The sequence below is a fragment of the Arthrobacter sp. Soc17.1.1.1 genome, assembly GCF_036867195.1.
GTDB lineage: Bacteria > Actinomycetota > Actinomycetes > Actinomycetales > Micrococcaceae > Arthrobacter_D.
Genome location: NZ_JBAJII010000001.1, coordinates 3304773 through 3320269, shown reverse-complemented (window position 1 = coordinate 3320269; position 15497 = coordinate 3304773). Strand labels below are relative to the sequence as shown.

Here is a 15497-nt window from a genome sequence, read left to right as displayed (position 1 = left end):
CTTTTCTTGAGCGCGCCGCGGGGGCCGTCAGCCCTTGACGGCGCCCGAGGTCAGGCCGGAGACGATCTGGCGTTGGAAGAGGAGGACGAGGAGGACCACCGGGATCGTGACGATGATCGCGGCCGCCGAGATGGCTCCGGTCGGTGACTCGAACTGCGAGGCCCCGGTGAAGAACGCGAGGGCGGCGGGGACGGGCCGCGCCGCTTCGGTGGACGTCAGCGAGATGCCGTACACGAAGTCGTTCCATGCGATGAAGAACGCGATGATCGCCGTCGTGAACACCCCCGGCAGGGCGAGCGGGACGATGGCCTTGCGGAACGCCTGCCACGTCGTGGCGCCGTCGACCTGGGCCGCCTGCTCCAGTTCCCAGGGGATCTGCCGGAAGAACGCGGCGAGGGTCCAGATGGAGATGGGGAGCGTGAGCGAGAGGTAGGGAATGATCAGGCCGAGCCACGTGTCGTAGAGGCCGATGCTGCGCCACAGGTTGAACAGCGGCGTCACGATCGAGATGACGGGGAAGATCGAGACGGCCAGCGCCGTCGTCAGGATGAGCTTCTTGCCGGGGAAGTCCAGGCGGGCGATCGCGTAGGCGCACAGCGTCGCCAGCACCACGGCGATGAACGTCGCGATGAGCGAGATGCCGATGGAGTTGCGCAGGGCCGAGAGGAACAGCCCCTGGGCGTCGCCGACGAGGATCTGCTCGTAGTTGCTCGTCGTCGCCGTGCCCGACGAGGGGAGGAACTTCCCGCTCGTCAGGTCACTCGGGGACTTGAAGGACGTCGCCAGGATCGAGGCCACCGGGAAGAGCGCGTAGAGGAGGACGAGGACCGTGGCGACCGCCCAGAGGACCTTGTTCCTGGTGCTGGTGTTCGTCATTATCTTCCTCCCTGCGTTCCGGCGAGATCGACCTTGAACAGCTTGATCGCCACGAAGCAGATCAGCAGGACGCAGAGGAACAGGAGCACGGACACAGCCGAGCCGAGTCCGATCTCCAGCCTGCTGATGGACTGCCGGTAGGCGAGCAGCGACAGCACCTCCGTGCCGTAGGCGCCGTTGGTCATGATGAACACGTTGTCGAAGATGCGGAAGGCGTCCAGCGCCCTGAAGAGGACGGCGACCATGATCGCCGCCTTCATGTTCGGGATGATGACCTTGCGCATCTGCTCCCACCAGGTGGCTCCGTCGACCTTCGCCGCCTCGCTGAGCTCGTCCGGTACCTGCGCGAGGCCGGCGAGGAGGAGCAGCGAGATGAACGGCGTGGTCTTCCAGATCTCGGAGGCCATGATGACGAACAGGGCGGTGCCGCCCTGGGCGAACCAGTTGAGGTTCTCGTCGATGCCCGGCAGCCAGGCGAACCAGCTGTTGACGTAACCCGAGTTGATGTCGAAGGCGTAGAACCAGGCGAACGCGGAGACCACGGTGATGATGCCGTAGGGCACGAGGATCGCGGTGCGCAGCAACCCCCGGACCGACTTCAGTGCCTTGTGCATCACGAGCGCGAGGGCGAACCCGAGGACGAGCTCCACGAGGACGGTGACGACGGTGATGAAGACCGTCGTCCACAGCCCGGACCACCAGACCGGATCCGACAGGATCACGAGGTAGTTCTCGAGGCCGATGAAGGCCCGCTCATCGGGCGCCGTCAGCCGGAAGCGGAACAGCGACTCGTAGATGGCCTGCAGGATCGGGTACAGCGTGACGAGCAGCATGATGACGAACGCCGGACCGGCGAGGATCCAGCCGAGCCGCCGCTCCGCGCGGGTGCGGTCGCTGTACTGCTTCGGGGCCCTGCCGGTCTTGGTGCCGTTGCCCCGGCCCGCGTCGAGGCGCGGTCCGGCTTCTGCGGGCGACGCCGTCGTCGTCTTCGCTGGGATGGCGGAGGTCACAGGAGTTGCTCCCCTCTGAGGACCGATGTGATGAAGTCGCTCGACGACTGCGGCGTGCTGTCCGGGTCGACGGCGGCGGGTGGCGCCCAGCGCTGCTGGATGCCGGTGGAGACCTCGTTGTAGAACGGGGTCTGCGGGCGGGGTGCCGCGACCTGGAGGGAATCCCTGATGGTCTCGGCCATGGGGAAGGACTCCTCGATCCGGGGGTCCTCGTAGGCCTCCGTGTTCGCCGGCGGGTTGCCGTTGGTCACGAAGTACTCCGACTGGTTCTCGACCGAGACGATGCACTGGATCGCCTCGTAGGCGAGCTCGGGGTTGTCGCTCGAGGCTCCCACGCCGAGGTTGATGCCCCCGAGCGGCGGGGCCGCCTCCTGGTCCTCGGTCATCCTCGGGTAGATGCCCCAGCCGATGTCGTCGATGACCGCCTGGTCGAGGGTGCCCGCCTCGACGGCGCCGACGGTGGCGGGGTAGACGAACGGCCAGTTCACCATGAAGGATCCGGAGTCCCCCTGGAAGCCGATGAGGGAGGCGTTCTCGTCCTGTGTGGGAAGCCCCGGGCCGCCGAGCCCGTCCTTGCCGATCGTGGAGATGACCTCCGCGGCGGCGATCCCGGCGTCGGAGTCCAGGCCGAGCTCGACGGTCTCCGCCGTCGCCTCGGGGTCCACGATGATCGAGCCGCCGGCCGACTCGATGAGGGCGTTGAGCCAGACCGTCATGGATTCGGCCTGCGCGCCCTGCACCCCGAGGGTCTTCTCCTGGGTCCGCGCCGCCTCCATGACCTGCTCCCAGGTGACGGGGCCGGACATGTCGAGGCCGGCCGCCTCCGCCACGGACTTGCGGTACCAGAGGATCTGCGTGTTGGCCCAGAACGGGACCGTGACGAGCTCGTCCTTCCAGGTGGCACCGGCGATGGCGCCCTCGACGACGTTCTCCGTGGTGGCTTCGGCGACGTCCTCGGGGACCGGCGCCAGGAAGCCCGGTTCGGCGAGTTCGGGGATGAACGGCGGGTCGAGGCTCATGATGTCGAGCGATGCGTCGCCCGCTGCCAGGCGGCGTGCGAGCTGCTCGCGCTGCGAGGCGGCGTCGTTCGGGAGGAGCGAGGTCTCGATGCTGTAGCGGCCGCCGGACTCGTCGCTGCACTTCTGCGCGATGGCGGCCTGGCCGCCGGCATCCGGGTTGATGTACCAGGTGAGGCTGTTGTCCGCCTGCGCGGGTCCGCAGCCGCTCATGACCAGCGTCCCCATGACCAGGCCCGCCAGGACGGTGCCTCCCGGACGGTTTCTCACGGCGGAGCGTGTTCGTCGACTGTTGGGCATTCGTACCGAGCCTCCACATCCTTGTAGACAACCCGGCTGACGGTCCGGACGAACCGACAGCCTAAGCAACCTTGCTTTTTCGACCCTATGCCTTGGCGCGGCAAATCGCTAGACAGGCTGCTGACGATCACGCGACGCGCGGATGTGTCCCGGCAGGACGTCAGAAGACGGCGGAATGATCCAGGGCGAACGGAGGGCGCTCGACGCCTGCGGTCACGGCCTCCGCGGGATCGGAGCCGAGCTCCACGATCCGGTTGTCGGCGTCGACGTGCACCACGGTGGGGACGAACGCACGGGCTTCCTCGGTGGTCATCTGCGCGTAGGCGATGAGGATGACGAGGTCTCCGCGGTGCACGAGGTGCGCGGCCGCCCCGTTGATGCCGATGACACCGGATCCACGCTCACCGGCGATGGTGTAGGTCTCGAGCCGGGCCCCGTTGGTGATGTCGACGATCGAGACGAGCTCCCCGGGCAGGATGTCCGCGGCGTCGAGCAGGTCGAGGTCCACGGTGACGGAGCCGACGTAGTGGAGGTCGGCGTGGGTGACGGTGGCGCGGTGGATCTTCGACGCGAACATTGTGCGATTCATCGCCTCAAGGATACTGCCGATACCGGGCCCTGAGGTGGGCGGGGGAGGTGTCCTTGGGCACACCGGGCCCTCCCCGGAGGGAACAAGAGCGGGCGACGGGAATCGAACCCGCGTATCGAGCTTGGGAAGCTAGCGCTCTACCATTGAGCTACGCCCGCACGGTGCTTGAACCGCTCCATCACCTTACAACAGTTCTTCCGGCTTCCCGGGATCGGGCGCCGCCGCGGCCCTCGCCCGGTCGATCAGCTCCCGCCACGGATCGCCGAGGTGGCTCTCCGAGAGGTGCACCTCCGTGTAGCCGATGGCGATCCGGTAGGTGAAGCGGTCCCGCTGCCGGCCGGCTCCCCGCGGCGCCGCGGCGGCTGAACTCCCGGCCTGAGTCCCGGCCTCGGTTCCCGCCGGGGTGTCGCCCGGAGTGTCGCCCGGAGCTCCCGCCGCCTCGGCCTCCGCCAGCGGGAGCCAGCGCTGCTCGGCCTCCGTCCGGCTGACCTCGAGGCTCCACGTCCGGGTGAGTCCGCCGAAGCCGCCCGACCGGGTGATCTCGATCCTCACGGCAGCACGCCGACCTGCGTCCACGCCCCGGCGACCGCGCCCGCCTCCGGGCTGCCGGGCCCGAACCGCTTCTCCGCGGACTCCTGGGTGGCCCGCGCGAACGTGGGGAAGTCGCAGTCCGGGGGGATGCTGCCGCCGAGGACGGCGTCGTACCAGATGCGGCCCGCACCCTCCCAGGCCCGGCCGCCGATCGACGTGGCCGCGAGGTAGAAGGCGTGGTTGGGGATGCCGGAGTTGATGTGGACGCCGCCGTTGTCCGAGGTCGTCACGACGTAGTCGGCCATGGTGGCCGGCTGCGGGTCCCGGCCGAGGACGTCGTCGTCGTAGGCCGTGCCCGGCGCGGCCAGGGACCGCAGCGCCCTGCCCTCCACCGCCGCCGTGAAGATGCCCTCGCCCACGAGCCATGACGCGGCAGCGGCGTCCTGGCCGCGTTCGCGCTGCTCCACGAGGACACCGAAGACGTCCGACAGGGACTCGTTGAGGGCGCCCGACTGGCCCTGGTACTCGAGGTTGGTCGAGTACTGCGTGAAGCCGTGCGTGAGCTCGTGGCTGATCACGGTGAGGGAGGCCGTGAAGCGTCCGAAGACCTCGCCGTCGCCGTCGCCGAAGACCATGCGCTCGCCGTCCCAGAAGGCGTTGTCGTAGTTGGCCCCGTAGTGCACCGTCGCCTCGAGGGGCCGGCCGGCGCCGTCCACGGACGACCTCCCGTACTCCTCGCTGAAGAGCCGGTAGGTGGCGCCGAGACCGTCGTAGGCCTCGTCGGCTGCGGCGTCGCCGGTGGGCGGCGCGCCCTCCCGGCGCACGAGGGCCCCGGGGAGCTCCTCGCGGCCGCCGGCGTCGGAGATCCGGCGGGTCAGGGTCCCCATGACGGCGGACCCCTGCCGCACCGGGGCCTTCAGTGCCTCCGCCCGGTGCTGCAGCACGGGTTCGAGTTCCAGCAGGGCGTGGCGGGCGGCCTCGGACGCGACGGACAGGTGCGCGTCCCGCAGGGCGGCGAGGCGGGTGAGCAGGTGGGGCGGGATGATGCTGCAGTGGATCGGCTGCATGGAGACCTCCTCGGACTGGTCCCACCGTAGACGGGCGGACCGACAGTGCACGGGCAGGCGGCCGTCCTGTCCCGAAGGGCGCCGCGTAGGCTTGCCGCATGAGCGTGGAGCGGAACACCCGCAACCTGGAGCAGGGCATCAAGCGGGACTTCTCCGACACGATGAGCTACGGCGCGTACCTCGACCTGGACCGCCTGCTGGACGCCCAGCATCCGGTGAGCTCCCCGGAGCACCACGACGAGATGCTGTTCATCATCCAGCACCAGACCTCGGAGCTGTGGCTGAAGCTCGTCCTGCACGAGCTGCGCGCCGTCCGTCTCCACCTGCGGGAGGACGACCTGCGGGCCGCGATGAAGGGCATCGCCCGGATCAAGCACATCCAGCGCTCGCTGACGGAGCAGTGGTCCGTGCTGGCGACCCTCACCCCGTCCGAGTACGCCGAGTTCCGTGGCGACCTCGGCTCCGCGAGCGGTTTCCAGTCCTACCAGTACCGCGCCGTGGAGTTCCTGCTCGGCAACAAGAACGCGGCCATGATCCCGGTGTTCGGCTCCGATCCGGCCGCCCGGGCCCTGCTGACCGAGCTCCTGGCGCAGAGCAGCGTGTACGACGAGTTCATCGCGCTGCTGGCGCGGCGGGGCTACGCGATCCCGGCGGAGCTGCTCGGACGCGACAAGAGCGTGGCTCACGAGTTCGCGCCCGCGCTCGTCGCCGTCTACAAGCAGGTGTACGAGGACGCCGCCGGGCACTGGGACATCTACGAGGCGTGCGAGGAGCTCGTGGACCTGGAGGACAACTTCCAGCTCTGGCGGTTCCGGCACCTCAAGACCGTCGCGCGGACCATCGGGTTCAAGACCGGCACGGGCGGCTCGTCCGGCGTCGGGTTCCTCCAGCGCGCCCTCGAGCTCACGTTCTTCCCCGAGCTGTTCGCCGTGCGCACCGAGATCGGGAACTGACCGGCCCTCGAGCGAGCGCGCCGACGAGCGCGCCGACGAGCGCGCCGACGAGCGCGCCGACGAGCGCGCCGGCGGCGCGCTGCCGGGCTGGTAGCTTTGAACGGTGCTGATCTCAGACCGCGACATCCGGGCAGAACTCGACGCCGGGCGGATCGTCCTCGACCCGCATGACCCCGCGATGGTGCAGCCCTCGAGCGTCGACGTGCGCATCGACCGCTACTTCCGGTTGTTCGACAACCACAAGTACGCCCACATCGACCCCGCCGAGGACCAGCCGGAGCTCACCCGCCTGGTGGAGGTGGCCCCCGACGAACCGTTCATCCTGCACCCGGGCGAGTTCGTGCTGGGCTCCACCTACGAGACCGTCACGCTGCCGGACGACATCGCCGCGCGCCTGGAGGGGAAGTCCTCCCTGGGCCGGCTCGGGCTCCTCACGCACTCCACGGCCGGCTTCATCGACCCCGGGTTCTCGGGCCACGTGACCCTCGAGCTGTCCAACATGGCCACCCTGCCGATCAAGCTGTGGCCGGGCTCGAAGATCGGGCAGCTGTGCTTCTTCAAGCTCACCTCCCCGGCCGAGCACCCCTACGGCTCCGGCGAGTACGGCAACCGGTACCAGGGCCAGCGGGGCCCGACGGCGTCGCGCAGCCACCTGAACTTCCACCGCACCCGGATCTAGGGGATCAGGCCTCCGGCACGACGGCGCGCGTCACGCGCGCGGGAGGCCTGACCGGGAGCAGCACGAGGAGCCCCGCGAGCAGGACCACGAGGATGCCGATCACGCCGTAGAGCTGCGAACCGAAGATCCCGATGCACAGGGCGAACAGGGTCGGGGCGAGGAAGCTCACCGCGCGGCCCGTCGTCGCGTACAGGCCGAACAGCTCGCCCTCGTCGCCCACCGGGGCGAGGCGCGCGAGGTAGGCCCGTGAGGACGCCTGGGCGGGACCGACGAAGAGGGTCAGCAGCAGGCCGAAGACCCAGAACGTGGTGTCCGAGGTCCATTCCATGCCGAAGAAGGAATGCGTCTCCGTGCCCAGCAGGAGGATCGCCGTCCCGGCGACCAGGAGCCCGACGAGGGAGCCGATGATGACGCGCTTGGGCCCCACGCGGTCGTCGAGGAAGCCGCCGATGACGGCGCCCGCCGCCGCGATGACGTTGGCGGCGATGGCGAAGACGATCACCATGCTCGCGGAGAAGCCGAAGGCGCCCGCGGCGAGGATGCCGCCGAAGGTGAAGACGGCGGCGAGCCCGTCGCGGAAGATGGCGCTGGCGAGCAGGAAGTAGATGGTGTGCGGGCTCTCCCGGTAGATGGTCCTCACGCGGCGCACCAGCAGCCCGTAGGACGCGAGGAAGCCCAGCTGTGCGGCCCGGGCGCGGCGCGGGACCTCCGGCACCGCGAGCATCACCGGGATCGCGAACGCCGCGAACCACAGCGCCGAGAAGACGGCGACCAGGCGGATGTTCAGGCCGTCCTCGCTCGAGGCCCCGGGCCAGTCGACCACCGGCTGGATGAACACCACGAGGACCACCACCAGGGCCGCGATCCCGCCCACGTACCCCATGGCCCAGCCGAAACCGCTGACGCGCCCGATGGTGGACGGCGTGGAGATCTGGGTCAGCATCGCGTTGTAGTTGACCCCGGCGAACTCGAAGAAGATGTTCGCTGCGGCGATCAGCGCGACGCCGAGGATCAGCATCTGGGGGCTCGGGAACACGAAGAAGCACAGCGCCGTGAGGACGGCGACCACGAGGCTGTTGACGCCGAGCCAGAGCTTCCGCCGGCCGCCGCTGTCGGAGCGCTGGCCGGTGACGGGCGCGAGGAGCGCGATCAGCAGGCCGGCCACGGCGAGGCCCCAGCCGAGCACCTGCGAGGCCCGCTCCTCCCCGCCGAACGGCTCGGACGTGAGATAGACCGTGAACACGAACGTGGTCATGACGGCGTTGAACGCGGCCGAGCCCCAGTCCCAGGACGCCCAGGCGAGGACGGGTCTGCTGAAGATGCGGCCGGAGCCCACGACCGGCAGGGGTGCAGGGGCCTCCGCGGGCGGAGGGACCTGCTGATGCGTACTCATAGGGCACATGCTAGCGCCGCATGACGTGCGTCACGCCCGGTCCGCCGCGGCCGCGCCGGGGCGGGCACCGCCCGCGGTCGGTGGGAGGTCGAAGTAATTCCTTCGCTAGACTGGAGGGAGCCCGACCGTCCCCCAGCGGAAGATCGAGACCCATGCTCACCGTGCTCATCGCGATGTTCGCGCTGGCACTCGGAGCGCCCCTTCTCTTCGCCCGGTTCGGCAGATCCGCCTTCTTCGTCCTCGCCGCAGCGCCGGCGGCGGCCTTCGGGTGGCTCCTCGTCGAGCTGCCCGCCGTCCTCTCTGCCGACCAGGCAGCCCCGACCGGTGCGCCCGGCGCCCCGCCGTCGCTCGTGATCCCCTGGATCCCCTCCCTGCAGCTCGAGCTCGCCTTCCGGCTCGACGCGCTGGCCGCGGTGCTCTGCCTCCTGATCCTCGGGGTCGGGGCCCTCGTGCTCTTCTACTGCGCGCGGTACTTCAAGAACGACGACCCCGACGTCGGCGCCTTCGGGGCGCAGCTCCTCGCCTTCGCGGCCGCGATGTTCGGGCTCGTGATCGCCGACGACCTGATCCTGATGTTCATCTTCTGGGAACTGACGACGATCCTCTCGTACCTGCTCATCGGCTACTCCCGGCACCGGCTGTCCGCCCGCCGGTCCGCCCTGCAGGCCCTCATCATCACGACCTTCGGCGGGCTCGCGATGCTCGTGGGACTGGTGCTGCTGGGGCAGGAGGCGGGGACCTACCGCATCTCGGCGATCCTTGCGGAGACCGAGGGCCTCGTGGCGCGCGGGACGCTCGTGGACGTCGCGATCGCCCTGGTGCTCGTCGGGGCCGTCACGAAGTCGGCGCTGGTGCCCTTCCACTTCTGGCTGCCCGCGGCCATGGCGGCGCCGACCCCGGTCAGCGCCTACCTGCACGCCGCGGCGATGGTGAAGGCGGGTGTCTTCCTCGTGGCCCGCTTCGCCCCCGGCTTCAGCGAGACGGCGTTCTGGTACCCCCTGATCTTCGTGCTCGGCATGACGACCATGCTGCTCGGCGGATGGCGGGCGCTGCGGCAGTTCGACCTCAAGCTCGTGCTCGCGTACGGGACCGTGAGCCAGCTCGGCTTCCTCACCATGGCGGTGGGGCTCGGCGGGCAGGACGGCGCGGTCGCCGGCCTGGGCATGCTCCTCGCCCACGGTTTCTTCAAGGCGACGCTCTTCCTGGTGGTCGGCATCATCGACCACCAGTCGGGGACCCGCGACCTCCGCGTCCTGTCCGGCGTGGGGGCGACCTCGCCCGTGCTGTTCGCCGTCGCCCTCGTGGCCGCGGGGTCCATGGCCGGGGTCCCGCCGCTGCTCGGCTTCGTGGCGAAGGAATCGGTGTACGAGGCGCTCGTGCACCGGGCGGAGGACGGGACCGCCGGGACCCTGCTGCTCGGCGGGATGGTGCTCGGATCGATCCTCACCTTCGCCTACAGCGCCCGGTTCGTGTGGGGCGCCTTCGCACTCAAGCACGGCCGGGCACGCACCACCTTCAAGCGCGTCCGTGTCTCCTTCGTGCTGGCGCCCGCACTGCTCGCCGTCGCCTCCGTGGTGTTCGGTCTCTGGCCGGCACCGCTCGACGGCGTCATCCAGCCGTACGCCACCCTCTTCGTGTCCGACGGAACCGCCCCGCACCTGGCCCTGTGGCACGGTGTGGGGCTCCCGCTGCTCCTCTCGGGTCTCACGCTGGCGGCCGGTGCCGCTCTCTACCTCGCCCGCAGACCGCTCGAGCGGTTCCAGGCGCGCCTGCCGTCGATGCGCGAGGCCGAAGTGGTCTACCGGTCGGTGATCGGCGTGCTCGACGACGTCGCGGTCTGGATCACGGGACGGACGCAGCGCGGATCCCTGGCCTTCTACCTCTTCGTCATCCTCGCCACCGCCGTCGTCACGCCACTGACCGCCCTCATCATCTTCGACGCCCCGCTGCCCACCGCCTTCCGGATCGCGCAGTCCCCGGCGCAGGTCGTGGTGGCGGGGGCCATCATCGTCGGGATCATCGCGGCGCTGCGCTCGAACAAGCGCTTCATGGCGGTGCTCATGGTCGGGATCACCGGGTACGGCATGGCGGCGGTGTTCGCCCTGCACGGGGCACCCGACCTCGCGCTCACGCAGATGCTCGTCGAGACGATCGTGCTCGTGGCCTTCGTGCTCGCGCTGCGGTCGCTGCCCGCACGGCTGTGGAACCGCGCCGAGAGCCGGCACCGCCTGCTGCGCGCAGGGCTGGGCATCGCGTTCGGCGGCATCATGGCCGTCATCGCGATGTCCGCGATGGCCTCCCGGAACGCCGCCCCGATCTCGCTCGCCTACCCGCAGCTGGCCTACGACGAGGGTGGCGGCGCGAACGCCGTCAACGTGCTGCTCGTCGACATCCGCGCGTGGGACACGTTCGGCGAGATCACCGTGCTGGCCCTCGCCGCGACCGGGGTCGCCAGCCTCATCTTCATCCGGGGGCGCAGCGACCACCGGCGCCGGGCCGACGGCGTCGAGGACGGGTCGGTGGACAGGGGACAGGAACCCCTCGACGCCCGCGGCCGCTCGGGCGCCGCGCTCGCGCTCGCGGCCCGGTTCACCGACGTCCCGCGCGACCCCTGGCTCGTCGCCGGGCGGACCCTCGCCCCCGAGCGCCGGTCGATCGTCTTCGAGGTCGTCACGCGGCTGCTCTTCCACACCATCATCGTGCTGTCCCTCTACCTGCTCGTCGCCGGGCACAACCTGCCCGGCGGGGGCTTCGCCGGAGGGCTCACCGCAGGCATCGCCCTGGCCGTCCGCTACCTCGCGGGAGGCCGGTTCGAACTCGCGGAGGCGAGCCCCGTGAGCGCCGGCGCCCTGCTCGGCGCCGGGCTCGCCATCGTGTCGCTGACCGCCGCGGCGCCGCTCCTCGTCGGCGGGGCGGTCCTCGAGAGCTACATCCTGGAGTTCTGGCTGCCCGTGATCGGGGACGTGAAGTTCGTGACGTCGACCGTCTTCGACATCGGCGTGTACATCATCGTCGTCGGGCTGGTCCTCGACGTCCTCCGCAGTCTCGGCTCCGAGATCGACGAGCGCAGCGAGGCGGACGATCCCGTCGAGGAGGACGCGGGGGCGGACGCCCTCGTCCCGCCCGCCACGGAGGGGATCCGGCCATGACCGTCGACATCACCCTGATCGTGCTCATGGCCGTCTTCTTCGCCGCCGGCATCTACCTCCTGCTCGAGCGCAGCCTCACGCGGGTGCTGCTCGGGCTGATCCTCCTCGGCAACGGGGCGAACATCCTCCTGCTCTCCATGAGCGGGGGAGGGGGCAGGTCCCCGCTCTACGTCTCCGGGACCCCCGCCGAGGACTACACCGACAGCCTGCCGCAGGCGCTGATCCTCACGGCGATCGTGATCACGTTCGCCGTCACGGCGTTCATGCTGGGCATCATCTACCGATCCTGGGTGCTCGGTCGCCAGGACGACGTCCAGGACGACCCCGAGGACCGCCGCGTCGCGGACCAGCCCAGCTACGACTACGAGGACGACGCCGACATCGCCGCAGACACCACCGAATTCTCCGACGACGACGCCTCCGACGACGCCTCCGCCCCCGGGCCGGCCGCGACGCCCGGCTCCGGCGGGGCCCGCGCCGACCGGCCGGGGGACGCCCGATGATCGCCGCCGACCTCGCCCCGCTCGCCGTCGTCCTGCCGTTCCTCGGCGCCGCCGTGACGTTCCTGCTCATCCGCCACTCACGGGCGCAGCGCGCCGTCAGCATCACCACCCTCAGCGTGACCCTGCTCATCGAGGTCCTCATGCTCCTCGCCGCGCCGTCCGCCGGGACCCACGCGGTGCGGCTGGGCGGCTGGGAACCGCCGTTCGGGATCGTGCTCGTGGTGGACCAGTTCTCGGCCCTCATGCTCGTGGTCTCGTCCGCCGTGAGCCTCGCGGTGCTCATCTACGCCGCGGGCCAGGGCATGGCCGACGGCGACGAGGACGGCCCGGTGTCGATCTTCCACCCCACGTACCTGATCCTCGTCGCGGGCGTGTCCAACGCCTTCCTCACCGGCGACCTGTTCAACCTCTACGTGGGCTTCGAGATCCTCCTCACCGCCAGCTACGTGCTCATGACCCTGGGCGGCACGGCGCCGCGCATCCGCGCGGGCGTGACGTACGTCGTCGTGAGCGTGGTGTCCTCGATGCTGTTCCTCATCGCGATCGCCATGATCTACGGAGCCACCGGGACGGTCACCATGGCCGACCTCGCCGTGAAGCTGGAGTCCGTGGACCCGGCGACGCAGATGGTGCTCCACCTCATGCTGCTCGTGGCCTTCGGCATCAAGGCCGCCGTCTTCCCGCTCTCCTTCTGGCTCCCGGACTCCTACCCCACGGCCCCCGCACCCGTCACCGCGGTGTTCGCCGGTCTGCTCACCAAGGTGGGCGTGTACGCGATGGTGCGGGTGGAGACACTGCTGTTCCCCGGCGACCGCATCAACTCGCTGCTCATGGTGGTCGCCCTGCTGACGATGCTCGTGGGGATCCTCGGTGCCCTCGCCCAGTCCGACATCAAGAGGCTGCTGTCCTTCACCCTCGTCAGCCACATCGGGTACATGGTGTTCGGGCTGGCCATCTCCTCGCGGATCGGGCTCGGAGCCGCGGTCTACTACGTGGCGCACCACATCACCGTGCAGACGAGCCTGTTCCTCGTGACCGGGCTGATCGAGCGCCGCGGCGGCACGGCGAACGTGGACCGGCTCGGCGGCCTCGCGAAGCTGTCGCCGCTCCTCGGCCTCCTGTTCTTCCTGCCCGCCATGAACCTCGCGGGCATCCCTCCCTTCTCCGGGTTCCTCGGCAAGCTCGGGCTCATCCAGGCCGGCGTGGAGCTCGGGACGCCGCTCGCCTACGTGCTGGTGGCCGGAGGCGTGCTCACGAGCCTGCTCACCCTCCTGGTCATGGCGCGTGTCTGGAACCGCGCGTTCTGGCGCAGCCCGGCCGACGCCGAGGACCCCGACCCCATCCTGCTCGCCAGCAAGGCGGACGGCTCCCGGGTGGGGACGTCGCGCCATGTGACGGGCGACGACACCGGGAAGTTCGCCGGCAAGGACCCCGTCACCCTGCTGCCCGGCACCATGACGGGCCCCACCATCGGCCTCGTGGCCCTCGGCCTCGCCCTCACGGTCCTCGCCGGCCCGCTCTTCGCCCTCAGCGACGACGCGGCCCAGGAGATGCTCGACCGCACCCCCTACATCGAGGCCGTCCTCGGGCCGGGAGCCGACGGATGACCCGCCGGCACATCCCCCTCGTCACCGAGCTCCCGCTCGTCATCTGGCTCGTGCTCGTCTGGGGCGCCCTCTGGCAGGACTTCAGCCCGGGCACCCTCCTGTTCGGGGCCGTCATCGCGTACGTCGTCGTCAACTTCTTCTACCTGCCGCCCGTCGAGCTGACGGGCCGCTTCAACGTCCTCTGGCTGGTGCCGTTCATCGGACGGTTCCTCGTCCAGCTCGTGACCGCCAGCGTCCAGGTCTTCCGGCTCGCGGTGACCCGGGGGCCGAGGCTCCGGAACGCCGTCGTGGCCGTGGCCCTGCGCAGCCACTCCGACTTCCTGGTCACCGCCACCGGCCACGCCATCTCCCTCATCCCGGGATCGCTGGTACTGGAGGTGGACCGGTCCACCTCCACGCTGTATCTCCACTGTCTCAATGTGCGGAGCGCCGACGACGCCGAGGCCGTCCGCCGTGACGTCCTGGCCACGGAGGCCTGGCTCATCCGGATCATGGGCAGCGCGCGGGACCTCGCGGCGCTCCGCGCCGAGGAGGCACGCCCATGAGCCTCGTCGCGTATGTCGTCGGTGGAATACTCGCCGTGGCGGCGGCCCTGGCGCTTTACCGTGCGGTGCGCGGACCGTCGATCCTCGACCGCGTGCTGGCACTCGACGTCGTCCTGGCCATCATCGGGGCGGCCCTCGTGCTCAACATGGTGGTGAACCGGCACCTGGACAACCTGATCCTCCTCGTGACGATCTCGCTGGTCGGGTTCATCGGCTCGGTCACGGTGGCCCGCTTCGTCACGGACAGGAAGTAGTGCCCATGGTCAACGACGTCGTCGTCTCGGCACTCCTGATCGGCGGGGCCCTCATGTCCCTCGCCGCGGGGATCGGCCTCGTCCGCTTCCCCGACCTGCTCTCCCGGATGCACGCCGCCACCAAGCCGCAGGTCCTCGGGCTCCTGCTGCTCCTGCTCGCGCTCGCCGTCGAGAACGAGAGCTGGATCCTGGTGCCCGTCCTCGTGCTGTGCTGGGTGTTCCAGCTGCTCACCAGTCCCGTCTCGGCACACATGGTGGGCCGGGCGGGCTACCGCACGCGCCACCTGCGCCGCGACCTGCTCACCCTCGACGAGCTCGATGACGTCGTCGCCCGGGCCGTGGAGTCGCAGCCGCCGCGTCCCGGTCACACGGGCGGAGCGGACTCCACCACGCGGGAGGACGACGACGGGAGAGCCTGACGAGGGACAGGGGGCTCCCGGAGACTCGGCACCCTGGAACGGTGCCGTCGCCCGCCTGTCAAGCCGTCTCCGGGAGCGCCGCAGCCACGGCGCCTTCCGCGGGCGGACGGTAGGGTGGCAGGTTGGTGCACGGTACTGGAGTGGGGTTCGGCAATGGAGATGCTGCAGCGCAGCGCGGTGGTCATCGAGGACGACGCCGACATCCGCCGTCTGCTCGTGATCGTGCTGTCGGGGCGGAAGTTCACGGTGCACGAGGCCGGCACCGGCGCCGAGGGACAGCGGCTCGTCGAGGCGGCCCGTCCGCAGCTGATCACCCTGGATCTCAACCTTCCGGACCTGGACGGCCTGGACCTGTGCCCGCGGCTCAGGGCACGCTCGGACGCGCACATCCTCACCATCTCCGCACGGCCACCGCAGCTCACCGAGGAGCAGTGCCTCGCCGCCGGCGCGGACCACTTCATGGCGAAGCCCTTCAGCCCGCGCGCCCTGCGCGCCCACCTCGACGGCGTCCTGCCCCTCCAGGGCGCCGCGTAGCACGGACGGGCCAGGCCCTCCGCGAGGAGCGCCACCGCCATGACCAGCGGCAGCGAGACCACGGAGGCGATC

The 15497-nt window shown here is 70.2% G+C and carries 16 protein-coding genes and 1 tRNA gene; 9 read left to right on the top strand and 8 right to left on the bottom strand.

Annotated features, from left to right (window positions below; genetic code table 11):
• Nucleotides 1-27: 27 nt before the first annotated feature.
• The 7 genes from V6S67_RS15320 to V6S67_RS15290 all read right to left on the bottom strand — a co-directional run bounded on the left by V6S67_RS15320 (nt 28) and on the right by V6S67_RS15290 (nt 5389).
• Nucleotides 28-876 carry a carbohydrate ABC transporter permease gene (locus V6S67_RS15320; RefSeq protein WP_334211044.1) on the bottom strand — a complete coding sequence of 283 codons (849 nt, stop codon included), beginning with the start codon at nt 874-876 and terminating at the stop codon, nt 28-30.
• Complete coding sequence (locus tag V6S67_RS15315) at nt 876-1886, bottom strand: carbohydrate ABC transporter permease (RefSeq protein WP_334211043.1); 1011 nt, start codon at nt 1884-1886, stop codon at nt 876-878. The genes V6S67_RS15320 and V6S67_RS15315 overlap by 1 nt, the downstream gene beginning before the upstream one ends.
• Nucleotides 1883-3202: an extracellular solute-binding protein gene (locus V6S67_RS15310; protein WP_442884818.1), complete on the bottom strand. Its 1320-nt coding sequence runs from the start codon at nt 3200-3202 to the stop codon at nt 1883-1885. Before V6S67_RS15310 ends, V6S67_RS15315 begins: the two co-directional genes overlap by 4 nt.
• Nucleotides 3203-3362: 160 nt before the next feature.
• Complete coding sequence (panD, locus tag V6S67_RS15305) at nt 3363-3791, bottom strand: aspartate 1-decarboxylase (RefSeq protein WP_334211042.1); 429 nt, start codon at nt 3789-3791, stop codon at nt 3363-3365.
• A gap of 87 nt (nt 3792-3878) precedes the next feature.
• A tRNA-Gly gene (locus tag V6S67_RS15300) sits at nt 3879-3949 on the bottom strand.
• Between the two features lie 25 nt (nt 3950-3974).
• Nucleotides 3975-4343: a protealysin inhibitor emfourin gene (locus V6S67_RS15295; RefSeq protein ID WP_334211041.1), complete on the bottom strand. Its 369-nt coding sequence runs from the start codon at nt 4341-4343 to the stop codon at nt 3975-3977.
• Nucleotides 4340-5389, bottom strand: coding sequence for a M4 family metallopeptidase (locus V6S67_RS15290; protein ID WP_442884817.1), 1050 nt, complete (start codon nt 5387-5389; stop codon nt 4340-4342). The genes V6S67_RS15295 and V6S67_RS15290 overlap by 4 nt, the downstream gene beginning before the upstream one ends.
• 98 nt (nt 5390-5487) lie before the next feature.
• Between V6S67_RS15290 and V6S67_RS15285 the strand changes: the two genes are divergently transcribed.
• Both V6S67_RS15285 and dcd read left to right on the top strand, forming a co-directional pair.
• Nucleotides 5488-6342 carry a tryptophan 2,3-dioxygenase gene (locus V6S67_RS15285; protein WP_334211040.1) on the top strand — a complete coding sequence of 285 codons (855 nt, stop codon included), beginning with the start codon at nt 5488-5490 and terminating at the stop codon, nt 6340-6342.
• 103 nt (nt 6343-6445) lie between these two features.
• Entirely contained in the window at nt 6446-7021 is a 576-nt protein-coding gene (dcd, locus tag V6S67_RS15280) for a dCTP deaminase (protein WP_104051780.1), read from the top strand.
• A 4-nt stretch (nt 7022-7025) separates the two neighbouring features.
• Here the strand turns inward: dcd and V6S67_RS15275 are convergent, their stop codons facing one another.
• Nucleotides 7026-8423 (bottom strand): MFS transporter, encoded by a 1398-nt coding sequence (locus V6S67_RS15275; RefSeq protein ID WP_442884816.1) that lies wholly within the window; start codon nt 8421-8423, stop codon nt 7026-7028.
• Nucleotides 8424-8566: 143 nt separating this feature from the next.
• Between V6S67_RS15275 and V6S67_RS15270 the strand changes: the two genes are divergently transcribed.
• From V6S67_RS15270 to V6S67_RS15240, 7 genes are all read left to right on the top strand, one after another.
• On the top strand, nt 8567-11563 hold the full coding sequence (locus V6S67_RS15270; protein ID WP_334211038.1) for a Na+/H+ antiporter subunit A: 2997 nt from the start codon (nt 8567-8569) through the stop codon (nt 11561-11563).
• On the top strand, nt 11560-12066 hold the full coding sequence (locus V6S67_RS15265) for a Na(+)/H(+) antiporter subunit C (protein WP_334211037.1): 507 nt from the start codon (nt 11560-11562) through the stop codon (nt 12064-12066). The genes V6S67_RS15270 and V6S67_RS15265 overlap by 4 nt, the downstream gene beginning before the upstream one ends.
• Nucleotides 12063-13673 (top strand): Na+/H+ antiporter subunit D, encoded by a 1611-nt coding sequence (locus tag V6S67_RS15260; protein ID WP_334211036.1) that lies wholly within the window; start codon nt 12063-12065, stop codon nt 13671-13673. The genes V6S67_RS15265 and V6S67_RS15260 overlap by 4 nt, the downstream gene beginning before the upstream one ends.
• On the top strand, nt 13670-14218 hold the full coding sequence (locus V6S67_RS15255) for a Na+/H+ antiporter subunit E (protein ID WP_334211035.1): 549 nt from the start codon (nt 13670-13672) through the stop codon (nt 14216-14218). The genes V6S67_RS15260 and V6S67_RS15255 overlap by 4 nt, the downstream gene beginning before the upstream one ends.
• A complete protein-coding gene (locus V6S67_RS15250) occupies nt 14215-14472 on the top strand; it encodes a monovalent cation/H+ antiporter complex subunit F (protein ID WP_334211034.1) in 258 nt (85 codons plus the stop codon). The genes V6S67_RS15255 and V6S67_RS15250 overlap by 4 nt, the downstream gene beginning before the upstream one ends.
• A 5-nt stretch (nt 14473-14477) precedes the next feature.
• Entirely contained in the window at nt 14478-14891 is a 414-nt protein-coding gene (mnhG, locus tag V6S67_RS15245) for a monovalent cation/H(+) antiporter subunit G (protein WP_334211033.1), read from the top strand.
• A 153-nt stretch (nt 14892-15044) separates the two neighbouring features.
• Entirely contained in the window at nt 15045-15425 is a 381-nt protein-coding gene (locus V6S67_RS15240; protein ID WP_334211032.1) for a response regulator transcription factor, read from the top strand.
• Nucleotides 15426-15497: the final 72 nt, after the last annotated feature.